Here is a 23,316-nt window from a genome sequence, read left to right on the forward strand (position 1 = left end):
AACCTACGGCTGCCCTAGGAGCCTGTCGGACTTGACCGTTCGTAGCGAGGGAAAGTCCGGATCGAGTCAGTTTTGTTGATCTTTCGAGGCGAATAGCTAGCTATTTAACGAGAGAGAGCGGCAAAAATGACCGCATCCGGCTTTTCCGCAGTAGAACAGCGTTAAGTCCGACAGGCTCCTAGGGGTGGAATGGCGCGGCCTCCCTGACTTCGATCAGCAAGGGACGATCTGTCGGCGCACTGCGCAGCAGCTCGGCCAGGTGCGCATGGTCGCGTGCCAGTTCGGCCGCGCAGCCGAAGCCGCGGGCGATGGCGATGAAGTCCGGGGTGTAGATGTCGACGCCGAGCGGGGTGATGTCGCGGCGCTGCATGTAGCGCTTGATCTCGCCGTAGCCCGAGTTGTTCCACAGCAGCACGATCACCGCCACCTGGGCTTCTACCGCACTGGCCAGCTCAGGCAGGCTGAATTGCAGGCCGCCGTCGCCCATCAGGCAGATCACCGGGCGGCCCGGTTCGGCCAGTTTCGCGCCGATTGCCGCCGGCAGGCCGTAGCCGAGGGTGCCGTAGCCGGTGGAGGAGTTGAACCAGCGCCGCGCGCCGTCCAGCTCGATCAGGTGGTTGCCGCTGTACACGGTTTGCGTCGAGTCGCCGACGAAGCGTGCCTCGGGCAGGCTATTCAGCACGCTGTCGAACAGTTGGCGGTAGTGCGCCCAACCCGTGAACTCTTCGGCCAGTTGCGCCTGTACGGCCGCGGTGCGTTGCGCGCCGGGGCTGTTGTCGCGCATTTCGCCAACTGGCAGGTCGGCCAGCAACTGGCGCATGGCCAGGCGCGCGTCGCTCTGGATCGCCAGGCTCGGGGTGAAGTTGCGCAGCAGTTGTTGCGCGTCGATGTCGATGCGGATCAGTTCGCCGCCGAGCTTGAAGTTGCCGTCAAACACCACGTCATAATCGGTTTCGCCCAACTCGGTGCCAATTGCCAGTACCACGTCCGCCTCCAGCGCCAGCTGCCGCACCGGCACCAGCGATTGATTGCTGCCGAGCAGCAGCGGGTGCGCGGGCGGCAACAGGCCCTTGGCGTTGATCGTCAGGGCGGTTGGCGCATCGAGGGCCACGGCCAGGGCGCGGGCTTCGTTCTGCGCCTCGACGCAGCCGCCGCCGAGCAACAGCAACGGGCGCTTGGCGGCGCGCAGCTTGGCTGCCGCTTGACGCAGTTGCGCCACCGCCGGGGCGGGCCGCGAGACCCTTGGCTTGGCCTGCACGCGCATGTGCGCGGCGGGGGCGGTGATGATGTCCAGCGGCAGTTCGATATGCACCGGCCGTGGCCGTTCGCCTTCGAACACGGCAAAGGCGCGGGCCAGCACGCCGGGCAATTCCTCGACACTCATCAGGGTGTGGCTGAATGCCGTCACCCCAGCAGTCATTGCCCGCTGGTTGGGCAGTTCGTGTAGATAACCCTTGCCTAGCCCCAGGCGGTTGCGTTCGTTGACGCTGGAAATCACCAGCATCGGGATCGAGTCGGCATAGGCCTGGGCCATGGCGGTGAGGATGTTGGTCATCCCCGGCCCGGTGATGATGAAGCATACGCCGGGCTTGCCCGAGACGCGGGCATAGCCGTCGGCCATGAAGCCGGCGCCTTGTTCGTGGCGTGGGGTGATGTGGCGGATGCCGCTGTGCGGCAGGCCACGGTAAAGCTCGACGGTGTGCACGCCGGGGATGCCGAATACCGTGTCGACGCCCCAGGCTTCGAGTTGTTTGACGAGAAATTCGCCGCAGGTGGTCATGGGGGCTTCCTTACAAGTGTCGTCTGAATAAAACGCGATTGCGCTCGGCGCCAGGTCCGAGTCGCAACCGCCAAGGCCGGCCTCAGCGCAGAGGCCGGCGGGTCGCAGATGGTTAGGCCAGGCTGGCGCTGGTCGCCGGCTGGCGCGACAGCAGACTGATCAGCACGAAGCTGACGGCGCCTACCGCCAGGCTGTAGTAGATCGGCGTGTTGGCGTCGAGGCCGTCGCTGTACATGAAGAATGCCGCAGTCAGGCTACCCAGCAGCATGCTGACGATGGCGCCGAGGGTGCTGGCACGTTTCCAGTAGATGGCGCCGAGCAGCGGAACCAGCATGCCACCCACCAGCAGGTTGTAGGCCAGGGTCAGGGCGCTGATCACGTCGCTGACCACCAGGGCGATACCCAGTACGACGATGCCGAGCAACAGGGTGAAGATGCGGTTCTCGGTGGCACTGCCTTCTTCGCCCTGGCGCCCGCTGAACAGCGGCCACAGGTCCTGCGCGGCGGTGGTCGAGGCCGCCAGCAGGCCGGCGCTGGCGGTGGACATCAGCGCGGCCAGGGCTGCGGCGATCACCAGGCCACGGATGCCGTCCGGCAGGCTGAGCTGGACGATGCTGGCGAAGGCATTGTTGACGTTGTCCAGGTCCGGCAGCAGGACTTTGGCGGCCATGCCGATCAACGCGGCAGCCAGGCCGTAGAGGATGCAGTAGATGCCGGCAGCCGAACCGGCGACCTTGGCGACTTTCTCGCTGCGTGCGGTGAACACGCGCTGCCAGATGTCCTGGCCGATGAAAATGCCGAAAAAGTAGATCAGGAAGTAGGTGATGATGGTGTCCCAGCCGATCGCCGTCATCGAGAAGTAGCTGGCGGGCAGCTTGGCCACCAGGGCATCCCAACCGCCGGCGTCGCTGATCGACATCGGCATCAGGATGAACACCAGGCCGACGGTCATGATCAGGAACTGCACGATGTCGGTGAGGGTCAGCGACCACATGCCACCGATGGTCGAGTAGGCGACCACGATGCCGCCGCCGACCAGGATCGAGACCCAGAAGGGCAGGCCGAACAGCACCTGCATCACCGTGCCGATGGCGATGGTCGAGGTGGCGCCGATCATCAGCGCATAGACCAGCATGATCGCTGCGCTGGCGTGGCGCGCGGTCGGGTTGTAGCGCCGTTCCAGCACCTGGGTGACGGTGTAGATCTTCAGCTTGAGCAGCGGTTTGGCGAGGAACAGGCTGATGCCGATGATGCCCAGACCGAGCGCGGCGCACAGCCAGAAACCGGATAGCCCATGCACATAACCGAGGCGCACGGTGCCGATGGTCGAGGCGCCGCCGAGCACGGTGGCGGCCATGGTGCCCAGGTAGAAGCCCGGGCCGAGGTTACGCCCGGCCACCAGATAGTCTTCGCGGGTCTTGGCGCGGCGCATGCCGTACCAGCCCAGTAGCAGCATCGCCGCCACGTAAATCAGCACCACGAATATGTCCAAAGCCATGATCGGTACCCTCTGTCTCTTGTAATTGTCGTCGCCCGTCGAGCGGGCATCGGGTGGCCTGACCGAAGGCAGTCGGTCAGGCGGGGTTACAGCAGTGTTAGGCGCATCAATTGCGAAGGTTGCAGCGGCTCAGGTTCAGCGACGTTGCACGCCGGGCAGTACGCAGAGCATTTCGTAGAGCAGGTTGGCGCCGAGCAACGAGGTGTTGCCGGTGGTGTCGTAGGGCGGGGAGACCTCGACCAGATCGCCGCCGACCAGGTCCAGGCCCTGGCAGCCGCGAATGATTTCGATCGCCTGGATGGTGGTCAGACCGCCGATTTCCGGAGTGCCGGTGCCCGGCGCCCAGGCCGGGTCGATGCCGTCGATGTCGAAGGACAGGTACACCGGGCCGCCGCCGACCTTGGCGCGCACTTCTTCCATCAGCGGGGTCAGCGATTGGTGCCAGCACTCTTCGGCCTGCACCACGCGAAAGCCCTGCTTGCGGCTCCAGTTGAAGTCTTCGGCGGTGTAACCCTGGGCGCGCAGGCCGATCTGCACCACGCGGTCGCAATCGAGCAGGTCTTCTTCCACCGCGCGGCGGAAGGTGGTGCCGTGGGCGATTTTCTCGCCGAACATGTGGTCGTTCACATCGGCATGGGCGTCGATGTGCACCAGGCCGACCTTGCCGTGTTTCTTCTTGATCGCGCGCAGAATCGGCAGGGTGATGGTGTGGTCGCCGCCCAGGGTCAGCGGCAGGATGCCGTGCTCGAGAATTTCGTCGTACGACGCTTCGATGATGCGCACCGCTTCGGCCATGTTGAAGGTGTTGATCGGTACATCGCCGATGTCGGCCACGTTCAGCGAGTCGAACGGCGCGGCGCCGGTGGCCATGTTGTACGGGCGGATCATCACCGATTGGGCGCGGATTTCACGCGGGCCGAAGCGGGTGCCGGAGCGCAGCGAGGTGCCGATATCCAGCGGCACGCCGACAAAGCCGACATCGAGGGCGCGTTTTTCTTCGCTAGTCTGGATATGTGGCAGGCGCATCATGGTGGCGATGCCACCGAAGCGCGGCATTTCGTTGCCGCCCAGGGGCTGGTGCAGGATCTTGTCCACGGCTAGGCCTCAGCATTGTTGTGGTTATGAGTGGGGCCGATTCTTGGTCAGGCTGCGCGTGCGACAAATCGCTGCGGGCAAAAACTTAGTTCAGATATTTCTAAACTATCAACCGCGTCTGTAGGATGGGTGGGGCCGCCTAGGTGGGGCCGCCTAGGCGAGCCGCGCAGGTGGGGCCTAGGCCGGGCCGCGCAGGTTAGCGGCGCCGGACCGCGCACGTTAGCCGCGTAGAGGCGTAATCCATCATCTCGGCCGCATGGGTATCGCTGCGCTCAACCCATCCTACAAAGAGCACCCTGGAGCAGCAATGAGCCACGCTTTGCCCGATCTGAAACTGTTGCGCATTTTCGTCAGCGTGGTGCGTCATCAGGGTTTTGCTGCGGCGCAGCAGGAGTTGAACCTGTCGACCTCGGCGATCAGTACCTACATGAGCCAGTTGGAAGGCCAGCTCGGCCTGAGCCTGTGCCACCGTGGCCGTGGCGGTTTCAGCCTGACCAGCAAAGGCGAGCTGTTCTATCAGGAAACCCTGCGCCTGCTGGGCGAACTGGAGGGCTTCGAGCGTTATTCCGCTGCGCTCAAGGGCGAGCTGCGCGGCACCCTCAACCTCGGCGTCCTCGACTCTACTGTCAGCGATCCGGCCTTGCCGTTGGCCGAGGTGATTGGCGCCTACAGCCAGGAGCATCCGGCGGTGCACCTGCACCTCTCGGTGATGAGCCCCTACGAACTGCAACTGGCGGTGCTGGATAACCGCCTGGACCTGGCCATCGGCGCGTTCTCCACGCGCATGAATGGCCTGATCTACCAGCCGCTGTACCGCGAACAGCACTGGCTGTACTGCAGCGAGCGCCACTCGCTGTTCACCGAGCGGCGCATCCCGGCCGAGGTGATTACCCAGCAGCGCATGGTCGGGCGCGGTTACTGGAGCCAGGCCGAACTGGCGCGGCATGGCTTCAAACACAGCGCCGCCACCGTGGAGTCGATGGAAGCGCAGCTGATCCTAGTGCTCTCCGGCGCCTATGTCGGCTACCTGCCGGAGCACTATGCGCAGCCATGGGTCGAGCAGGGGCGTTTGCGCGTGTTGCTGCCGGCGACCTTCGGCTACCAGGCGCCGTTCTCCCAGATCCTGCGCCGTGGGCGTTCGCGCGAGCCGCTGTTGCAGACTTTTCGTGATCTGTTGAAGGCGCAACTCAACGCGCAATAGCCTTGCTTGCCGGGCGCTAAGCCGTAGCTGCGTAACGCGCCTGCCGGGTAAACGTGCCGGTTTGCACGGGGTTCAGGCGTTCGCGTAGACCACCAGCTCAACCAGCATCTCTTCGCGGGCCAGGCCGGCAATCACCATCGCGGCCCGATTCGGGTAGGGCGCCTGGAAATACTCGGCATAGACCGCGTTGACCGTGGCCAGGTAGCTGCGCTCGGTGACGTAGATCAGCACCTGGACCACCGCATCCATGCCGAGTCCGGCGCATTCCAGGGTGTGCTTGAGGTTGTCCAGGGTCTGCCGGGTTTGCGCTTCGATGCCGCCAGGCACGACCTGACCCTGGGTATCGATGGGGATCTGCGCGGTGTACAGGGTGCCGTTGCCGATCACCGCCCACTCCAGCGGGGCTTTGGAGGGGAACAGCTGGGTTTTGACTGCCTGTTTCATGGCTCGCTCCGATAGTGGGATAAAAAACAGGGAGGCGGCGGCTGCCGCACTCCCTCAAGCGTTGCGGGGAATTAGAGTTGCTGTTCGTCGGCCATGCGCCGGGCGATCTGCGGGGCATTCCACAGCGACGGCAGAAGAATCAGCGATACCGGCACGGCGGTGATGACGATGAAGGATTGCAGCGCGCTGATGCCACCGGAGCCGATGGAGATCAGCAATGCCGCCACCACGCCCATCATCACGCCCCAGAACACCCGAATCTCGGCACGCGGGTGGTCGGTGCCGGTCATCACCATGGAAATGGTGTAGGTCATGGAGTCGCCGGTGGTGGTGACGAAGATCACCGTGAGGATCAAAAAAAGCACCGACATCAGGTAACCCAGCGGCAACTGCGCGGTGATCGCCAGCAGCGCGCCGGGCAGGTTGAAGCCGGCGAAGGCCGCGGATACCGAGCCGGGGTTCTGTAGCTCGAAGGCCAGGCCGCTGCCGCCGACAATCGTGAACCAGAAGCAGGTGATCAGCGGTGCCACCACCGAGATGGTCAACACCAGCTCGCGCAGGGTGCGGCCACGGGAGATACGTGCGACGAACATCGCCATCAGCGGACCGTAGCCGAGGAACCAGCCCCAGAAGAACACCGTCCACCAGTCCAGCCAGGCCGGGTCGGCGCGGAAGGTGGCCATGGGAATGAAGGTGTCCAGGTAGATGCCCATGGCTTGCAGGTAGGCGTCGACGATAAAGCCGGTCGGGCCGAACAGCAGAATGAACAGCATCAGCGCCACGGCCAAGACCACGTTGATCTGGCTCAACCACTGGATGCCGCGGGCCACCCCGGACACCGCCGAGAGGGTGTAGACCGTTACCAGTACGCCGATGATGGTCAGCTGGGTGCCATAGTCGTTGCCGATGCCGAAGAGTTTCTCCAGGCCGAAGCTCACTTGCAGACCGAGGAAGCCGATCGGCCCGATGGTGCCGGCGACCACCGCCAGCACGCAGCAGGCGTCGATCAGTGCGCCGAACCAGCCGTGCATGATCTTCTCGCCGAAAAGCGGATAGAGCAGGGTGCGCGGTTTGAGCGGCAGGCCTTTATCGTAATGCAGGTGCATCAACACGATGCCGGTCAGGCTGCCGAGGATCGCCCAGGCGAGGAAGCCCCAGTGCATAAAGCTCTGCGCCAGCGCGTTGTAGGCCGCTTGTGGTGTGCCGCTGACGCCACCGTGCAGCGGTGGCGGCGAGAGGAAGTGGGCCATCGGTTCGGCGGCGGCCCAGAACACGCCGCCGCCGGCCAGCAGGGTGCACATGATCACGCAGACCCAGGTGAAGGTCGACATCTCTGGCTTGGCCAGGGCGCCGAGGCGTACCCGGCCGGTGCGGCCGAGGGCCAGGTACAGGCCGATGCCGAAGGTCAACAGCAGCAGTATCTGCCAATAGGCACCGAACAGCCTGGTCGACCAGGCGAAGGCGGTATTGACCCATTGGGTCATCAGCTCGATGTCCCACAGGGCGAGGATGGCGAAGAGCAGGACGAAGCCCCCACTCATGAGAAACACCGGGATGTCCACGCCCTGTAGCAGTTTGCTTTTCTCGCCCATGATCGGTATCCCCGTTTGGGTAGCCGGTTGCGTGCTATTCATTACAGCCTCCTGACAAGAATCTTGTATTTATGGGTTGTTCAGGACCGTTATTGAGCGGCTTCGAGCCCCTGTTCCAAGGTTCTCAGCCAGTTGAGGCCCATCACCTTGGCGGTGTCCTCGGCAGTGAAACCACGCTGCAGCAGGCCCTGGGTGATGTGCGGGAAATCGCGGCTGTCGCCGAACCAGCCGAGGGGCTTGGGCCAATCGGCATTGCTCGCCGAGCCCTCGCCATAGTCGACCTGCTTCGACCAGCGCCCGCTGCGCATCCACTCCAGCACCGACTGCGGCTGGTTCTGGCACAGGTCGGTGCCGATGCCGATATGCTCGATACCCATCAGGTCGGCGGTGCGCGCGACCATGTCGCAGAACTGCGCAAGCGTGCATGCCGAGCCGTTGTGCAGGTGGAAGGGGTACAGGCTGAAACCGAGCAGGCCACCAGAGCGGCCCAGCTCGCGCAGCACGGTTTCCGACTTGTTGCGCTTGGCCGGGTGGAAGAACGCCGGGTTGGCGTGGGAGATGATGATCGGCCGGCTCGACAGTTCGATCGCCTCCAGGGTGCTGCGCTCGGCGCTGTGCGACATGTCGATAAGCATGCCGACGCGGTTCATCTCGGCAATCGCCTGCTTGCCGAAGCGGGTGATGCCGCTGTCGTTGCCCTCGTAGCAACCGCTGGCCAGCAGGCTTTGGTTGTTGTAGGTCAGCTGCATAATCAGCAGGTTGAGCTGGCGGAACACCTCGATCAGGGCGATATCGTCCTCGATCGGCGAGCAGTTCTGTGCCCCGAAGAACACCCCGACCTTGCCCAATTGCTTGGCCCGGCGGATGTCGGCCGCGCCGGCCACCGGCATGATCAGGTCGCCGTGCTGCTCGAAGCGACGGTTCCATTCGCCGAGGCGACTCAGGGTCTCGCGGGCGTTTTCGTGGTAGACCAGGGTCGCGTGTACCGCGCTGACCCCGCCTTCGCGCAGTTGGTTGAAGATGTCGCGGTCCCAGTTGGAGTACTGCAGACCATCGATCACGATCAGCTCATCATGCATGGCGCACCTCCTCAGGCACGGATGTAGGTGGTTTTGACCACGGTGTAGAACTCGCGGGCGTACTGGCCCTGTTCGCGTGGGCCGAAGCTGGAGTTTTTGCGGCCACCAAACGGCACGTGGTAATCGGTGCCGGCGGTCGGTAGGTTGACCATCACGCAGCCGGTCTTGGCGCGCCGCTTGAAGTCGCTGGCGACTTTTAGCGACTGGGTCATGATCCCGGCGGTAAGGCCGAAGTCGGTGTCGTTGAGGGTGGCCAGGGCCTGCTCGTAGTCAGCGACCTTGATCACGCAGGCGATCGGGCCGAACACCTCGTCGCGGTTGATCTGCATGTCGTTGCGGGTGTCGACGAACAGCGCCGGGCGCATATAGAAGCCCTCGTATTCTTCCTCGATGCGTTCGCCACCGCAGGCCAGGCGAGCCCCCTCGGCCTTGGCCTGCTCGATGTAGCGCAAGTTCTGCTCGAGCTGCTTGCCGTCGATCACCGCGCCGATCTGCACGCCCTCGCGCAGCGGGTAGCCGACCTTGAGTTGGCCCATACGCTCGATCAGGGCCGCAACGAAGCGGTCGTGCACCCCGGCGGTGACGATCAACCGCGAGGAGGCGGTGCACTTCTGCCCGGTGCCGAAGAACGCGCCGTTCAGCGCACAGTCCACGGCCTGCTCTAGGTCGGCATCGTCGAGCACGATCAGGGCGTTCTTGCTGCCCATCTCCAACTGGCAGCGGACGAAGTTGGCGGCGGTGGCGCTGGCGACCTTGCGCCCGGTCTGCACCGAGCCGGTAAAGCTCAGCGCGTTGATCTTGGACGAATGAATCAGCGCGTCGCCAACCGTGGCCCCGCTGCCCATGACCAGGTTGAAGGTGCCGGCCGGCAGGCCCTGGCGGGCGATGATCTCGGTCAGCGACCAGGCACTGGCCGGTACCGCGTTGGCCGGTTTGAACACCACGGCGTTACCGAAGGCCAGGGCCGGGGCGATCTTCCAGGCGGCGGTGGCCATGGGGAAGTTCCACGGGGTGATGATGGCGACCACGCCCACCGGCTCGCGGCGCGTTTCGATTTCCACGCCAGGGCGTACCGAATCGGCGGTCTCGCCCATCTGCCGCAGCACTTCGGCGGCGTAATACTGGAAGAACTGGCCGGAGCGATAAACTTCACCTGTGCCCTCGGCGAGGGTTTTGCCTTCCTCCCGCGCAAGCTGCTCGCCCAACTCGGCCTTGCGGGCGATCAATTCGTCGCCGATGGCCATCAGCACCTGATAGCGTTGTTCGAGACCGCTGCACTGCCACGCGGCCTGCCCGGCGTGGGCCGCGACGAGGGCCTGCTCGACTTGCTCGGCGTCGGCCTGGGCGTACCGGCCGAGCACGTCCTGAATGTTCGCCGGGCTGACGTTGGTCACCGTGGTGGCGCCCGTGACCCACTCACCCTGGATGTAGTTGCGGAAAATATCAGTGGACATATGCACCTCCTCTCAAGCTGTAGCCGAATGGTAGGTGCGCTCCGAAATAAACTAAAATTAATAGTAAATATTGTTTGATAAGGAAAACTTACCATGCTGCCCGAGCTGAAGATCGCCCAACTGCGGCATTTCGTCTGGGTCGCCGAGCTGCAGGGTTTCCACGCTGCGGCGGAGAAGGCGCACCGCACCCAGCCGGCGATTTCCCTGTCGATCCGCGACCTGGAAGGCAAGCTCGGTCAGGCCGTGTTCGAGAAGCGCAACGCGCGGGCGGCACGACCGGAGCTAACACCCTTCGGCTTGCAATTCATGGCTTACGCCAAGGAGCTGATTGCCCACCACGATCGGGTGGTCAACGACATGTACCTGATCGCCCAGCACAAGTCCGGGCACCTGCGCATCGCCTCGGTGCCCTCGATCGCCAGCCGTTTGCTACCGGGCATCCTCACCCGCTTTATCGGCGATGCCACCGACCTGCACGTGAGCCTGTTCGACGACAGCTCCGAAGCGGTGTTGGCGATGGTCGAAAACCAGCAGGTGGATTTCGGCATCGCCAGCCTGTGGGAGGCGGACAGCGACATCCGCTTCACCCCCATCTGGGAGGACAGCGTCGGGGTGGTTTGCCACCGCAACCACCGCCTGGCCGGCGAGGCGCAACTGAGTTGGCAGCAACTGCGCGGCGAGCGCCTGATCGCCAATGGCACCTCGCGCTTGCTGGCCGGCACCGAGGCCGAAGAACTGGTCGACGGCTCGCAGTTCTATATGTCCAACATGATTTCCCTCCTGGCCATGCTCGACGCCGGCATGGGCATCACCACCCTGCCGCGCTTCGCCTTTCCACCGGAATATAGCCAGCTGCGCTTCATCCCCCTGAGCGACCCTCTGGTGACGCGCGACATTGGCATCGTGTGCCTGGCCAACCGTTCGCTGCCGGTGGCGGCCCAGGCATTGTTCGAATTCATTCTGCGGGACAATGAATTGAATCCGAGTACGGCTGAAAGCGCCTCGTCCTGATCGAGGTGGCGATGTAGATAAGTTTCACTTATCAGCTGATAGGGCGATCTGAATTGCTCCAGGCGCGGCGCTGCACCACCATCGGCGGCAGAAAACAACAATCCGCCGCTCCCCCCTCAAGGCCCTTGGTTGGCCGAGTTGTCGGGTGCAGTGCGCCAGTCGAGGGCCAGCCCATGAGCATTCCTTCCCCTATCGATATCGCCAGTGGCGAGGCCCAGGCCTTGCGTCTGCGTCCCCCCCATGTGGTGATGGACCTGGAGCGTCTCGGCAGTCTGCACCAGAGCCGCCTGAGCTTTATGCGCAGCCTGGTGCGCAAGATCATGCGCGAGGGCTGGCGCATCGAGCCGCGGCGTTTCGAGCTGGATGCCGAGGGCTACGGCACGGTGATCTACCGGGTACAGACCGCCGGCGACCGCTTCAGCTTCGTGCTGTTCTCCCAGTACCTGGCCCCGGACAAGCGCAACGACAGGGTGATCGCCAGCGAGTGGGACCTGACCATGGCCCTGTGTGAGGGCGAGGTGGATGACGATTATGTCGAGTACCTGCGCCGCAACGTTCCGTTGCAGGAAGCCGGGCGCCTGGACGCGCGGGTCATGGTGCTGTCGCGGGCCAATCGCAGTGTGCGCAACTTCGACAGCGTGGTGGCGGCCCTGAGCGCCGGCGAGCAGCCTGCGGTCGAGCAGATCGCCCGGGTCGGCTACCTATACCGCACCACTGCGGTCTATGGCAGCGGCAAACTGGGCATGGCCGACTGGGAGAAGGTCAGCGCCAAGCACCCGGACTTCGCCCGGCCCTTCGCCGCCGAGATGTTCAATTGCTTCATGCTGCGCAACTTCAGCTTGCAGCAGGCCGAATACATCGCCCGTCAGCGCGCCCCGGATACCGCGGTACCTCTGCAACCGGCGCTCAAGCGCTATTTCGGCATCGGCAATTCCACCGGGCTGGGCATGGCGCCTTACCTGATCAACCACCCGCAATTGATCAGCCGTTGGGTCGAAATGCGCGAACTGGCTCTGGCCCGGGTGCGTAGCCTCGGCCAAGTCACCGCCGAACGCCTCGCTCGCCTACATGTGTTGGTCGCGCGCGGTATTCAGCATATCCAGCAGACCGTCACCGAAGATGCCTGGCAGACCGAGAACAACCGGGTGGTGCTGGAGGACTTCGCCGCGCTGCAGGACTGGCTCGCCACCCAGCAGTTGGCGAGCTGGACGCCGCTATTGGCCTGGGCCGAGCGCCAACTCAGCTTGCAGGGCCAGGAGCTGCTCAACAGTGTGTTATTGGAACTCTACCCAGAACTGGTCGACAGCCTGGAAGAGCGCTTCACCCTGAGCGAATCCCTCGACCTGCAACCGCAGATGCCGGTCGATGAGTTACGCACCTTGATTGAACAGCACTATGCCTGGGCCCTGGCCATCGACTTCGACGCCGAGGGGGCTACCGAGACGTTCTGGTACCGCTCCGAGGAGAAACAGGAACCGCGCCTGGGCAACTGCAACCTGGAGGGCGGTCGCGACAAGCAGATGCCGCTGGGCATCGGCTACCTGGCGCAGCAGTGCCATCGACAACTGTGTGCCTACCTGGATGAGCACCCGCAGCACTGCACGGCCAGCTTCCTCCTGCGCCACCCTGAACTACGCGGCATTGTGCGGCGCATGCAGAGCATGGCCAAGACCCACTACGGCGAGATCCAGGCCAACCTGCTGGATCGCGACGTGCTGCCGATGCACCTGCTGCGCTGCAAACTGGCGTTCTTCGGCGTCAGCAAGTTCGACCCGCGCTCGCGCCTGTGGGTGCGCAATACCATGTTCCAGGGCGCGCCGCTGTTCGAGGATATCGGCCAGCCGTTCGAGGACGATTGGTTCCTGCCACTGGCCCCGACCGTGGAGAGCCGCTGATGTTGGTCTCGTCGAATGAACTGACCGCTCTGCTCAAGCGGGTATTCGAGGGCATGGGTTATCCCGTCGGCTCCTACGAGGATGCCGCCAGCCTGGTGAAGTGGCTGCAGGTGCACGGCGAGCAGGGCTTTGGCGAACTGCAACGGGCTTTGCCCTATGTGGCCGACCGCCAGCGTCCGGCAGTGCAACTGCTCGCCGAGGAAAGCCAGACGTTGCTGTTCGATTGCTTTGGGCGCAGCGCCCTGAACTGCCTGCCGAGCATTGTCGAACTGGCCGCAAGCAAAGTGCTCGAACAAGGCTGCGTCACGCTCAAGGTGCGCAACTGCCACAACCGCAAGTTCATCCTCAAACTGCTGGTCGACTGCGCGCGCCAGGGTATTAGCGGGCTGGCCTACTGGCAGAATGGCAAGCAGCCGGTCAGCGAACATGTCGCCAGCATCGCTGCCGGTGCCGCCTACCCAGCATACAGCGAGGCTCTGCTGGAGCATGCCAGCGCGGCCGCTACGCAGACCCTGACCCTGCTGTTGAGTACCCACCTCGATCTGCTCGGCCAGTTGCGCGCTGGCGCGGGGCGGCGCAGTGGCTATCGCCAGGTCAGCCCAGAGCAGTTCGCCCAGGCCGGGCAGGGCGCCCTGGAAGGCGGCATGGATATCGCCATTGAGCTGTGGCAGCAGCTCAATCAGTTGGCTGCGGCGGTGCTGGTGGAAAACTCCGAGCAGTCGCGCAGCGGCGCCGGCGGCCGCTGAGGCGGTCAGTGCTGGGCGTCCGTCATGGGTTACAGCGGCGTCGAGGGGCTGGCCCTGTTGATCGTGTTGTTCGCCAGTCTGGTGCAGGCCCTGCTCGGCATCGGTTTCGCCCTGCTCGCGGCGCCGTTGCTGTACTTGCTCGACCCCGGTTATGTGCCAGGCCCGGTATTGCTGCTGGGGTTCTTCCTGGCCGCCTGCATGCTGCTCGGCAACCGCCGGCCACTGGCCTGGCGCCGACCCTTGCCAGCCATGCTCGGGCGGCTGCCTGGCGCCTGGTGTGGCGCGCTAATTCTTGGCCTGCTGCCATCCGCCTGGCTTGGTCTGTTGCTGGGCGCTTGCGTGCTGCTGGCGACCCTCTTCAGCTACCACCGGCGGGCGTTACCCTGTAGTGCGCGCAACCTGGCTGTTGCCGGTTTTTGCTCGGGGTTGATGGGCACCGCCACTTCGGTGGGTGGCCCACCTATGGCGCTGGTTTACCAGAGCCGCAGCCGCCACGAGATCCGCGATGAGCTGGCGGCCTTCTTCTTTCTGGCCACGCCGCTGTCGTTGTTGCTGCTGCTGTACCGAGGGTGTCTGCCCCTGGAGTATTTGCTCAGCACACTCAAGTTGGCGCCCGCGGTGGTGGCCGGTTATGGCATGGCGCATGCTCTGCAAGGCCGCTTCGAGCAAGGCCGGCCACGGCGGCTGTTGCTGCTGCTCTCGCTGCTGGCCGCCGCCTGGCTGGTTGGGGTCAGCCTGTGGCGCCTGGTGGGTTTTAACGCAGTCTCGGCAACCTAGGTAGTTTTCCAGTGGTCTCTCCTGCCTAGGAGCCTGTCGGACTTGACCGTCCGTAGCGAGGGAAAGTCCGATAGGCTCCTGGCTGTAGCACTGGTTGCGCAAGGTTTGCCGTAGGCGGCCAGCGGGCTATGGTGGCGGGGCTTATGGCACACTGCGCGGCCTAGGAGCCTGTCGGACTTAACGCTGTTCTACTGCGGAAAAGCCGGATGCGGTCATTTTTGCCGCTCTTTCTCGTTAAATAGCTAGCTATTTAACGAGAAAGATCGACAAAACTGACTCGATCCGGACTTTCCCTCGCTACGAACGGTCAAGTCCGACAGGCTCCTAGGAGATACCGATGTCACGCCCTCATTGTCCCCGCTGCACCCGTCCGCTTGAGCATTGTCTGTGCGCGCTTATTCCGCAGTTGCCGAGCCGTACCCGGGTGCTGATTTTGCAGCACCCGAGTGAGGTCAAACATGCCTTGAATACGGCACGCTTGGCGGCGTTAGGCCTCTGCAATGCCGAGTTGCGGGTGGGCGAGGTGTTCGAGGATTTGCCGGCGGTATTGGCCAAGCCGGGCTATCAGGCGCATTTGCTGTTTCCGGGGGAGGGGGCTCTGCCGTTGCCGTCACTGGCGGGGCAGGATGCTGGGCTGCCGGTGTTGCTGGTGGTGCCCGATGGCACCTGGCGCAAGGCGCGCAAGTTGCTGCACTGCAACCCGCTGTTGGCGACGTTGCCGCGCGTGACCTTGGCGCCTGGGTTGCAGTCGCGTTACCGCTTGCGCAAGGCACCCGAGCCCGGCGCGTTGTCGACCATCGAAGCGGTGGTGGCGGCGTTGCAGGTACTCGAAGCGCCCACCTCGTTCGAGGCGTTGCTCAAACCGTTCGAGGCGTTGATCGAGGGGCAGATTGCGGCAATGGGCGAGGACACCTTTCGCCGCAACCACCAGCGCGATTGAGCCGAGTCGACCCCCGGGCGGGCTGAAATGCTGCCGGCTTGTCTGCCGTTTTGCGGGCCGGTGGTGGACAAGGCTTCGCCATGTCCACCCTACCTATGCTCAAGGCGTGCTTGCGGGGGCAACGCGTAGGCTTGTCCGCCGGGGTTGTTCAGCGCTCACGTAACGCTTCGGCGCGGGCTTTGAGTACCGGTTTGAGCAGGTAGTCCAGCACGCTTTTTTCGCCGGTGATGATGTCTACGGTGGCGATCATGCCGGGGATGATCAGCAGCGGGTGTTCGTTGCTGCCCAGATGGCTTTTGTCGGTGCGTACCTGGATCAGGTAGAAGCTGTTGCCTTCTTCATCGGTGATGGTGTCGGCGCTGATCAGTTCCAGGTTGGCGCGCAAGCCGCCGTAAATGGTGTAGTCGTAGGCGCTGAACTTGACCATGGCTTTCTGCCCGGGATGCAGGAACGCCACATCCTGGGGGCGCACTTTGGCTTCGATCAGCAGGTTGTCTTCCAACGGTACGATTTCCAGCATGTCGCTGCCGGGCTGGACCACGCCACCGATGGTGTTGATCTTCAGTTGCTTGATGATGCCTTTGACCGGCGACAGCACGGTGGTGCGGCTGACCCGGTCTTGAATGGCGGAGCTGGTGGCGGTGATTTTCTTCAGCTCGGTGCGCACTTCGTTGAGTTCTTTGAAGGCGTCCGAGCGGAACGCCAACTCGGACTCCTCGATCTTGCTCTTGATCTCGCTGACCGCCGACTCCGCGCGTGGAATGGCCAGGGTGGTGGCATCCAGCGAGCCGCGCACTTCTACCGCGCTGCGGCGCAGGCGGAGTATTTCCACTTGGGAAATCGCCCCGGTGGCGACCAGCGGCTGCGACATATTCAGTTCCTGTTGCAGCAGGCCGAGGCTGGAGCGGTATTGCTGGGCTTTGGAGCGAAATTCCGCCAGTTCCTGGCTTTTCTGCCGCAGTTGCTCGCCGAGTGTGCGTTGTTCGCTTTGTAGGCGTTGTTGCCGTGAGTGGTACAAGGCCAGCTCGTCTTCGGCCAGTTGTGGGGCGTCGCGGCTGATTTCTTCCGGCATGGCGATGGGCCGGCCTTCGGCTTCGGCAGTCAGCCGTTCCACACGGGCGATCAGCGCCAGGCGATCGGCCTCGGTTTCACCTTTGTTGGAGAGAAAACGGGTGTCGTCGAGGCGCAGTAACACATCGTCCTTGTCCACCACTTGGCCTTCACGCACGAAAATCTCGCTGACGATGCCGCCTTCGAGGTTCTGGATCACCTGAATCTTGCTGGACGGAATGGCTTTGCCTTCGCCGGTGGTGACTTCTTCGAGCACGGCGAAATTGGCCCAGAGCAACGCGACGATCAGGCAGGCACTGACCACCCAGATGGTGATACGCGAGAACCAGGGCGAGTCTTCCAGAATGGCGCCGTCGACCTCCGGCATGAACTCGGTGTCCTGTTTTTGCCGGTTTAGGCTGGCGAAGTAATCGTGCATGGATTGGGGCAGTTGCATAAGGCTCGTCCTATACAGGCCGTTGAAAAACTACCTACGTTGCCGATACTGCGTTAAAAACGGCCTCGAATGCGAGCCCAGTCAAAATGCTCATTTACACCACGTAAACTGCGCTTTTGACTCACTACGTTCGCCCTGCGGGCCAGCCTGCGGCTGTTACTCCGCTGCGCTGCGTTTCGGCCGTTTTTGCCTTGTCTCGGCTGCCTCGCCTACATTTTTCAACGGCCTGCTATACGGCGGCCGGGCCGACACGGCCCTTGCGCAAGGCTTCGATCACCGATTCTTTCGGGCCATCGGCGACGATATGACCGTTATCCATGACCACCAGGCGATCGACCAGGCTGAGCATCGAGGTGCGGTGGGTAATCAGCAGCATGGTTTTGCCTTGGGCCCAGGTTTGCAGGCGGTTGCGCAGGATCTCCTCGCTGGTGTTGTCCATGGCGCTGGTTGGCTCGTCGAGCAGCAGAATTGGCGGGTCGAGCAGCATGGCGCGTGCCAGCAGTACCGCCTGGCGTTGGCCGCCGGAGAGCAACTGGCCGCGTTCGCCAACCGGGCGGTCGAAGCCTTGCGGGTGTTGCCGGGCCAATTCGCTGACGCCGGCCAGTTCCGCCACTTCGAGCATGCGCGCATCGCTGATGTAGCGCGCGCCCAGGGTCAGGTTGTCGCGCAGGCTGCCGGCCAGCAGCGGCAGGTCGTGCGCCACGTAGCCGATCTGGTGGCGTAGGTCGGCGACGTCCAGCTGACGCAGGTCAAGGTTGTCGAGCAGGATCTGCCCTTCATCCGGGTTGTAGAAGGCCATCAGCAAGCGGCCGAGGGTGCTTTTACCCGAACCACTGCGGCCAATGATGCCGATACGTTCCCCGGCGGTCAGGCGCAGGCTGATTTTCGACAGTGCCGGGCTGCTTTGTCCGGGGTAGCTGAAGGTGACTTGGCGGACATCCAGCATGCCTTTGAGCTGAGTGCGTTCCAGCGGCCGTTGCTTGGCTTGGCGCTCTTGCGGCAAGGCCATCAAGGCGTCGGTGCTGGTCATGGTCAGGCGCGCTTGCTGGTAGCGGGTGATCAGTCCGGCGATCTGGCCGAGTGGCGCCAATACCCGGCTGCCGAGCATGTAACAGGCGACCAGCGCGCCGACGCTGAGGTTGCCAGCAATGATGATGTACACCCCGGCGACGATGGTCGCCATGCCAGCGAACTGTTGAAAGAACAATGTGCCATTGGTCGCCAGCGACGAGAGGAAGCGGGCGTGGCTGTCTAGCCGGGTCAGGGCGCCGTGGGTTTTTTCCCACTCGTGCTGGCGCTCGCTTTCTGCGCCGCAGGCCTTGAGGGTTTCCAGCCCGCCCAGGGTCTCGATCAGCAGGGCTTGGCGTTGCGCGGCCAGCGTCAGGCTTTTCTGCACCGTGTCGCGCAGGCGGGCCTGAATAATCAGGGCAAACACCGCCGTCAGTGGGAAGGCCAGCAGCGGTATCACCACCAGCCAGCCGCCGATCAAGCCGATCACGGCAATCATCAGCAGGGCGAAGGGCAGGTCGATCAGGCTGGTCAGGGTTACCGCGGTGAGGAATTCGCGCAGGCCCTGGAAGTCGTGGATGCTTTGCGCGAAGCCGCCAATGGTTGCCGGGCGCGCTTTCATCGACATGCCGGTGATGCGCTCGAATAGGGTGGCAGACAGCACTACATCGGTTTTCTTGCCGGCGGTGTCCAGCAGATGCGCACGCAGCACGCGCAAGAGCAGCTCGAAACCGGTGCCGATAAACAAGCCGATCACCAGTACCCAGAGGGTCGATGTGGCCTGGTTGGGCACGACGCGGTCGTAAGTCTGCATGACGAACAGCGGCACCATCAGGCCCAGCAGGTTGATCAGCAGGCTGGCGAGGATGGCGTCGGTGTACAGCCAGCGCGACAGTTTCAGGGTGTCGCGGAACCAAGCGTCGATACGCGGCAGCAGCGGTGTGCGCGCTTCTTCCAGTTCGTGCCGCGGGCGGGCGAAAAATGCCTGGCCGCTGTATTCGCTGGCTAATTGCTCGCGCTCGACCCACTGTTCGCCGCCTTCGGCCTCGCACGGCAGGATCAGGGCCTGGTTCTTGGCGCCCCACTTGCGCAACACCGCACTGCGACCATCCTTGAGCAACAGCAAAACCGGTAGGTTCAAGGCGGAAATGGCGTTCAGTTCGCGCCGCAGCAAACGTCCTTGCAAGCCTGCCCGTGCTGCCGCGCGGGGTAGCAGATCGGCGCTCAGGCATTGCTCCGGCATCGGCAGCCCGGCGCTCAGGCTGCCACGGCTGGCAGAGCAGCCGTGCAGCTTGCAGAGGATCAACAGACCATCCAGCAACGGATCGTCGTGGCTCAAGCGCGGGTCACTGGATGGCCCATTCCGTTCCATGGTCGTCACGTTCTACTGCTCCTCAGCCGGGACTACTTCATTTCCGGCAGACGTGCCTCGCTCTTTACATCGGAAAGGGCTACAGCCTCGGCCGGTACGACTACCTGTTGCTGACGCAGCAGGTCACCCATGGCAGCAATCACGCGGTACATGGCGAACTCTTCGGTGTAGCGCACTTCGCTGTAGCGGCGGTTGGCGGTGAAGAGTTCGTTCTCACTGTCGAGCAAGTCGAGCAGGGTGCGTTGGCCCAGGCCGAACTGCTGTTGGTAGGCCTCGCGCACTCGCGAGGTGTAGTCGGCGTAATCACGGGCCTTGGGCGTTTGCAGGCGGGCGTTTTCCATCGCGTTCCAGGCCAGCGAGAGGTTTTCGTTGAGCAGGCGCAAGGCGTTGTTGCGGATGTCCATCGATTCGTTGACCTGGTATGCGGAGGACTGCAGGCGTGCTTTATCGCGCAGGCCATTGAACAAGTTGTAGTTCATTACCACGGCCGCGCGCCAGGTGTTGTAGTGGCCTTCGTCGCCCTGGATGTTGTCGTCCGCGCTGGTGGCCAGCTCGACATCGAAGCGCGGGTAGAACGGCGCTTTGGCGACTTCGTATTGTTTCTCGGCGGCCTGTACATCGGCTTGTGCCGACTTCAGGAAGGGGTTGTTGTCGACCACCATCTGCCGCGCGGTCAGCAAGTCTGCCGGCATTGCGCCTTTGACCGTCAGCGGCGCCACCAACTCGTCCGGCATGCGGCCTACGGCGCTGTAAAAATTCGCCTCGGCGTCGGCCAGGTTGACCTGCTCGGTGTAGAGGTTGTTTTCCGCCAGGGCCAAACGGGCGCCGGACTGGTCGAGGTCGGCCGTGCTGCCGACCCCTTGCTCGCTGCGCAGGTCGATCTGGTCATTGATGCGTTGGTGGGCGAGCAAGTTGTTTTTCGCCAGGTTGACCATTTCACGGCGCTTCAACACGTCCAGATAAACCTCGACGGTGCGTAATGCCAGGCTTTCCGAGGTGCCCAGTACGCGGTAAGCCCGTGAGTTGACCACGGCTTCGGTGCGCTCGACTTCGTTGGGGGTGTTGAAGCCATCGAACAGCATCTGCCGCAAGCGCAACTCGGCGTTGCGGTAGTTGAGGGTTTCGGTGTTGTGATCATTGTCTAGGGCGCGCGTGCTTGGGCTGTCGGTGTTTTCCCGGCCATAGCCCACCAGCAAATCGACCGTCGGCAGGTAACCACCCTTGGCAATCTTCACCTCTTCGTCCGATGACAGGCGGCTGTTAACTCCCGCGCGAATTTCCGGGTGATTGTCCAGGGTGCTCTGAATCGCTTCAGACAACGATATGGCCTGCGCGTGAGAGCAAGCCAACGCCAGCAAAATACTGCTCCACAGCGGATTGAAAACTCGCATGTGATGAATCTCCATGTTGGATGTTCTGTTCCTGTCGCCAATAAATTGGCTTTTTTGCCTGTGAAACCGTTTCAGGCTTGTAACATCACAGCTAAGAACATCTTTTGGAGAAGCTAAGAAAAAATTCTCACAAGCCTTATGAGGAAAAAATCTTATGCACTCTTGAAAAAGCGGCACATTGTTTTTAACCAAGAGTCACGCAAATCGCGGCTTTCAGCCTTTTGTGCGACGAAAACAGGTGGTCAAGCACGATTTGTAGTGCACAGGGCGGGGATGGTTCTGATGAAGTAGTACGGCGCTGGGCTGCGTGACATTTTTTTGTCGTGTGTGTTTTTTAGGCCTTTTGCGCCGTTTCATTTCACTCAGTTGCTTCTTGGATCACGCCCCGTGTTCGGAAGGTGTCTGGCCTTTTTGATACGTGTCGGCGGTGGTCGGCAGCTGTAGTGAGGAAGGAATCATGGCTACTTTGATCGGTGTCGTCAGTCAGGTTGTCGGCGAGGTTTTCGCGGTAGCTGGCGATGGAACGCGTCGAGCGCTTGTCGAAGGTGATCGGGTTTTCGCTGGCGAGCAGCTTGTTACGGGTGCCGCAGGCGCGGTTGCGGTGGCAATGAGTAACGGTCAGCAACTGACCCTGGGACGCGACAGTAGCCTCAACCTCAACGAACAAATGCTCACCCAGGCTACCGAGGGTTCTCTGCCCGTTCAGGAGACGCCTCCCGCCGCGCCCAGTGCTAGCGACCTGACCGATGTCGAGCAGTTGCAGGCAGCCATCGAGGCCGGTGTCGACCCCACGCTGGAGGGCGAGGCGACTGCTGCCGGCCCTGGCGCCGGTGGTGGTGCCGGTGGCGCAGGTGGTGGTCACAGCTTCGTGTTGTTGGATGCCGTGGGTGGTGCGCTTGAACCGGTAATCGGTTTCCCCACCGAAGGTCTCAGCACTGGGGTCGAGTTTCCCGATCCTGATCCGATTGTCGATCCTGAGCCCGTCGTGGCATTGGTCGACGGCTTGCCTATCGCGGGTGATGCCAGCAACAACGTCGATGAAGAGGGCCTGCCCGGCGGTATCGCCGGTGGGGTCAACGATGTGGCCGGTGAGGACGTGGTGGTCACTGGCGTACTCGCCTACGACTTCGGCAGCGACGGAGCAGGCAGCTTTGCCTGGAGCACCGCCGGTCTGTCTGCGTTGAGCGTCTCCTCCGGCGGCGTGCCGCTGACTTACAGCGTCAGCGAAGACGGCCTGACCCTGACCGCCAGTGCCGGCGAACTCACGGTGTTCACCTTGGTGCTGACCGATCTGGCCGCCGGCACTTATGAATTCAGCCTGTTCGCTCCGATCGACCATGCACTGCCATTGCCAGGCGGCAGCGAGGAAAACGAGCAGGTCTTTGCGTTCAGCTACACCATCACCGACAGCAATGGCAGCCCGGCTTCGGGCTCCCTGACCATCAGCGTCAATGACGACTCGCCTGAATTGCAGGGGTTGACCGGAGAGCGGCCGAGCCTCAGCGCGTTGGTGCATGAGGATGCGCTGGGTAACGGCAATGCCGAAGAGGCACAGACTCTCACGGTCGAGGGCGGTGCGGGCGCACTGGATGCGTTGGTGAATTTTGGCGCGGACGGCCGTGGTGGCTTTGCCCTCAATGGCAGTGCCGAGGCCTTGCAGAACCTCAGTGACCTGGGCCTGCAATCGGCGGGTGTCGATCTGTTCTACAGCGTTTCCGCCGATGGCAGTCTGCTCACCGCCACTGCCGGCGAAGGCGGCGCAGCAGTGTTTACTCTTCAGGTAAACGCTGATGGCAGTTACCTGTTCACCCTGCAAGGGCCCCTGGATCATCCGCAGCAGGATGGCGTGGACAGTGAGACCCTGGGCGGCAGCAGTATCGCCCTGGACTTCTCGGGCATCTTGGTCGCCACTGATTTTGACGGCGACAGCGTGGCGGGCGGCTTCGACACCGGCAGCTTCGTGATCGATATCGAAGATGACGTGCCGGTGCAGGCTGGCGTGCCGGGCGAGCGCCCAGTTGTCTCCGGCCTGGTGCACGAAGATGCCCTGGGCACCGGCAATGCGGAAGGTGAGGCCGAGCCGGCGCAGACCCTGATGGTCAGCGGCGATGTCGGTGCGTTGGATGGTTTGGTGGCATTTGGCGCAGACGGCCGTGGTGGTTTCCAGCTGAGTACCGAACCGGGTGCCCTGCTAAGCCTGGAAGGCCTTGGTTTGCAGTCTGGCGGTACAGCTCTGTTTTATAGCGTGTCCGCCGATGGCTCCTTACTCACGGCAACTGCCGGCGAAGGCGGCGCAGCGGTGTTTACCCTTCAGGTGAACGCCGATGGCAGTTACCTGTTTACCCTGCAAGGGCCCTTGGATCATCCGCAGCAGGATGGTGTGGACAGCGAGACCTTAGGCGGTAGCAGTATCGCCCTGGACTTCTCCGGCCTGCTGATCGCCACCGACGGCGATGGCGATCCGTTGGCCGATGGTTTTGATACCGGCAGCTTCGTGATCGATATCGAAGACGACGTGCCGGTGCA

General features: G+C 63.1%; 17 protein-coding genes. 7 read left to right on the forward strand and 10 right to left on the reverse strand.

Annotated features, from left to right (window positions below; translation table 11 throughout):
- Positions 1-178 precede the first annotated feature (178 nt).
- From B3M58_RS13005 to speB, 3 genes are all read right to left on the reverse strand, one after another.
- Complete coding sequence (locus B3M58_RS13005) at positions 179-1,780, reverse strand: 5-guanidino-2-oxopentanoate decarboxylase (RefSeq protein WP_296219680.1); 1,602 nt, start codon at positions 1,778-1,780, stop codon at positions 179-181.
- Between the two features lie 112 nt (positions 1,781-1,892).
- Positions 1,893-3,278 (reverse strand): sodium:solute symporter, encoded by a 1,386-nt coding sequence (locus tag B3M58_RS13010; RefSeq protein ID WP_296219682.1) that lies wholly within the window; start codon positions 3,276-3,278, stop codon positions 1,893-1,895.
- A 135-nt stretch (positions 3,279-3,413) separates the two neighbouring features.
- Positions 3,414-4,373: an agmatinase gene (gene speB, locus B3M58_RS13015; RefSeq protein ID WP_296219683.1), complete on the reverse strand. Its 960-nt coding sequence runs from the start codon at positions 4,371-4,373 to the stop codon at positions 3,414-3,416.
- A 307-nt stretch (positions 4,374-4,680) separates the two neighbouring features.
- Here speB and B3M58_RS13020 point away from each other — a divergent pair, with 307 nt between their 5' ends.
- Positions 4,681-5,574 carry a LysR family transcriptional regulator gene (locus B3M58_RS13020; protein WP_296219684.1) on the forward strand — a complete coding sequence of 298 codons (894 nt, stop codon included), beginning with the start codon at positions 4,681-4,683 and terminating at the stop codon, positions 5,572-5,574.
- A gap of 72 nt (positions 5,575-5,646) precedes the next feature.
- Here B3M58_RS13020 and B3M58_RS13025 read toward each other — a convergent pair whose 3' ends face one another.
- From B3M58_RS13025 to B3M58_RS13040, 4 genes are all read right to left on the reverse strand, one after another.
- Positions 5,647-6,018: a RidA family protein gene (locus B3M58_RS13025; protein ID WP_296219685.1), complete on the reverse strand. Its 372-nt coding sequence runs from the start codon at positions 6,016-6,018 to the stop codon at positions 5,647-5,649.
- 71 nt (positions 6,019-6,089) lie between these two features.
- Positions 6,090-7,652 carry a BCCT family transporter gene (locus B3M58_RS13030; RefSeq protein WP_296219686.1) on the reverse strand — a complete coding sequence of 521 codons (1,563 nt, stop codon included), beginning with the start codon at positions 7,650-7,652 and terminating at the stop codon, positions 6,090-6,092.
- 47 nt (positions 7,653-7,699) lie between these two features.
- Positions 7,700-8,689, reverse strand: a complete 990-nt coding sequence (locus tag B3M58_RS13035) for a membrane dipeptidase (RefSeq protein ID WP_296219688.1) — start codon at positions 8,687-8,689, stop codon at positions 7,700-7,702.
- An 11-nt stretch (positions 8,690-8,700) separates the two neighbouring features.
- A complete protein-coding gene (locus B3M58_RS13040; RefSeq protein WP_296219689.1) occupies positions 8,701-10,143 on the reverse strand; it encodes an aldehyde dehydrogenase family protein in 1,443 nt (480 codons plus the stop codon).
- A 93-nt stretch (positions 10,144-10,236) separates the two neighbouring features.
- Between B3M58_RS13040 and B3M58_RS13045 the strand changes: the two genes are divergently transcribed.
- From B3M58_RS13045 to B3M58_RS13065, 5 genes are all read left to right on the forward strand, one after another.
- A complete protein-coding gene (locus tag B3M58_RS13045; protein WP_296219690.1) occupies positions 10,237-11,154 on the forward strand; it encodes a LysR family transcriptional regulator in 918 nt (305 codons plus the stop codon).
- A gap of 173 nt (positions 11,155-11,327) precedes the next feature.
- Complete coding sequence (locus B3M58_RS13050) at positions 11,328-13,049, forward strand: hypothetical protein (RefSeq protein ID WP_296219692.1); 1,722 nt, start codon at positions 11,328-11,330, stop codon at positions 13,047-13,049.
- A complete protein-coding gene (locus tag B3M58_RS13055; RefSeq protein ID WP_296219694.1) occupies positions 13,049-13,795 on the forward strand; it encodes a DUF3726 domain-containing protein in 747 nt (248 codons plus the stop codon). The genes B3M58_RS13050 and B3M58_RS13055 overlap by 1 nt, the downstream gene beginning before the upstream one ends.
- Before the next feature lie 24 nt (positions 13,796-13,819).
- A complete protein-coding gene (locus tag B3M58_RS13060) occupies positions 13,820-14,572 on the forward strand; it encodes a sulfite exporter TauE/SafE family protein (protein WP_296219695.1) in 753 nt (250 codons plus the stop codon).
- Positions 14,573-14,909: 337 nt separating this feature from the next.
- Complete coding sequence (locus B3M58_RS13065) at positions 14,910-15,512, forward strand: tRNA-uridine aminocarboxypropyltransferase (protein WP_296219697.1); 603 nt, start codon at positions 14,910-14,912, stop codon at positions 15,510-15,512.
- Positions 15,513-15,660: 148 nt separating this feature from the next.
- Here the strand turns inward: B3M58_RS13065 and B3M58_RS13070 are convergent, their stop codons facing one another.
- The 3 genes from B3M58_RS13070 to B3M58_RS13080 form a co-directional block, all read right to left on the reverse strand.
- The gene (locus tag B3M58_RS13070; protein ID WP_414704085.1) at positions 15,661-17,019 is read right to left on the reverse strand and encodes an HlyD family type I secretion periplasmic adaptor subunit; all 1,359 of its coding nucleotides are present in this window, start codon (positions 17,017-17,019) and stop codon (positions 15,661-15,663) included.
- Positions 17,020-17,248: 229 nt separating this feature from the next.
- Positions 17,249-19,399: a type I secretion system permease/ATPase gene (locus B3M58_RS13075; protein WP_296219698.1), complete on the reverse strand. Its 2,151-nt coding sequence runs from the start codon at positions 19,397-19,399 to the stop codon at positions 17,249-17,251.
- A 32-nt stretch (positions 19,400-19,431) separates the two neighbouring features.
- Positions 19,432-20,790, reverse strand: a complete 1,359-nt coding sequence (locus tag B3M58_RS13080; RefSeq protein WP_296219700.1) for a TolC family outer membrane protein — start codon at positions 20,788-20,790, stop codon at positions 19,432-19,434.
- Positions 20,791-21,247: 457 nt separating this feature from the next.
- Here B3M58_RS13080 and B3M58_RS13085 point away from each other — a divergent pair.
- A partial coding sequence (locus B3M58_RS13085) for a retention module-containing protein (protein ID WP_296219701.1) occupies positions 21,248-23,316 on the forward strand: 2,069 nt, incomplete at its 3' end.

The organism is Pseudomonas sp. UBA2684 (genome assembly GCA_002354655.1).
GTDB lineage: Bacteria > Pseudomonadota > Gammaproteobacteria > Pseudomonadales > Pseudomonadaceae > Aquipseudomonas.

What these genes read in the sequence shown, in the direction of transcription:
- B3M58_RS13060 (WP_296219695.1), top strand. Translation starts at nt 13,820, where the DNA reads ATGGGTTACAGCGGCGTCGAGGGGCTGGCCCTGTTGATCGTGTTGTTC.
- B3M58_RS13065 (WP_296219697.1), top strand. Translation starts at nt 14,910, where the DNA reads ATGTCACGCCCTCATTGTCCCCGCTGCACCCGTCCGCTTGAGCATTGT.
- B3M58_RS13030 (WP_296219686.1), bottom strand. Translation starts at nt 7,652, where the DNA reads ATGAATAGCACGCAACCGGCTACCCAAACGGGGATACCGATCATGGGC.
- B3M58_RS13055 (WP_296219694.1), top strand. Translation starts at nt 13,049, where the DNA reads ATGTTGGTCTCGTCGAATGAACTGACCGCTCTGCTCAAGCGGGTATTC.
- B3M58_RS13045 (WP_296219690.1), top strand. Translation starts at nt 10,237, where the DNA reads ATGCTGCCCGAGCTGAAGATCGCCCAACTGCGGCATTTCGTCTGGGTC.
- B3M58_RS13050 (WP_296219692.1), top strand. Translation starts at nt 11,328, where the DNA reads ATGAGCATTCCTTCCCCTATCGATATCGCCAGTGGCGAGGCCCAGGCC.
- B3M58_RS13020 (WP_296219684.1), top strand. Translation starts at nt 4,681, where the DNA reads ATGAGCCACGCTTTGCCCGATCTGAAACTGTTGCGCATTTTCGTCAGC.
- B3M58_RS13080 (WP_296219700.1), bottom strand. Translation starts at nt 20,790, where the DNA reads ATGCGAGTTTTCAATCCGCTGTGGAGCAGTATTTTGCTGGCGTTGGCT.
- B3M58_RS13040 (WP_296219689.1), bottom strand. Translation starts at nt 10,143, where the DNA reads ATGTCCACTGATATTTTCCGCAACTACATCCAGGGTGAGTGGGTCACG.
- B3M58_RS13005 (WP_296219680.1), bottom strand. Translation starts at nt 1,780, where the DNA reads ATGACCACCTGCGGCGAATTTCTCGTCAAACAACTCGAAGCCTGGGGC.
- B3M58_RS13025 (WP_296219685.1), bottom strand. Translation starts at nt 6,018, where the DNA reads ATGAAACAGGCAGTCAAAACCCAGCTGTTCCCCTCCAAAGCCCCGCTG.
- B3M58_RS13010 (WP_296219682.1), bottom strand. Translation starts at nt 3,278, where the DNA reads ATGGCTTTGGACATATTCGTGGTGCTGATTTACGTGGCGGCGATGCTG.
- B3M58_RS13070 (WP_414704085.1), bottom strand. Translation starts at nt 17,019, where the DNA reads ATGCAACTGCCCCAATCCATGCACGATTACTTCGCCAGCCTAAACCGG.
- B3M58_RS13075 (WP_296219698.1), bottom strand. Translation starts at nt 19,399, where the DNA reads ATGGAACGGAATGGGCCATCCAGTGACCCGCGCTTGAGCCACGACGAT.
- B3M58_RS13035 (WP_296219688.1), bottom strand. Translation starts at nt 8,689, where the DNA reads ATGCATGATGAGCTGATCGTGATCGATGGTCTGCAGTACTCCAACTGG.